At 66.7% G+C, this 477-nt stretch carries 1 pseudogene; it reads right to left on the minus strand.

Annotated elements, in window-relative coordinates:
* Window positions 1–477 (minus strand): annotated as a pseudogene (locus MRBLMC3_RS23135) (oxidoreductase); the annotation flags it as partial.

Raw genomic sequence — 477 nt, forward strand, 5'->3', positions numbered from 1 at the left:
AGAGGAACTGGTGGATGAGGTAGCCATGTCCGCCATGCATCTCGATCAGGTCGAAACCGATCCGTTCGGCGCGCGCGACGGCCTGGCGGTGGGCTTCGATCAGGTCGAGCATCTCGGCCCTGGTCAGCGCGCGGGGCGCCGGAAAGTCACCGAACGGGATGGCCGACGGTCCGACCGTTTCCCAGGCGCCTTCCTCTGCGGTCAATGCCTTGCCGCCCAGTGCCGGCGGCTGTTGCGATCCCTTGCGCCCGGCGTGCCCGATCTGGATCCCCATCTTGGCAACGCCATAGGTGCGGCAGAAATCCACGACCCGCTTCAGCGCGGCCTCATTCTCGTCCGAACACAGGGTGGCGCAGCGCGGCGAGATCCGGCCGTCCAGCGCGACGTTCGTCATTTCGACCATGACCAGGCCCGCGGCGCCCATCGACAAACCGCCCAGATGGGCCAGATGCCAGTCATTGGCAGAGCCCTCGTTGG

The organism is Sphingobium sp. LMC3-1-1.1, assembly GCF_040676285.1.
In the GTDB taxonomy this organism is placed as follows: Bacteria; Pseudomonadota; Alphaproteobacteria; order Sphingomonadales; family Sphingomonadaceae; genus Sphingobium.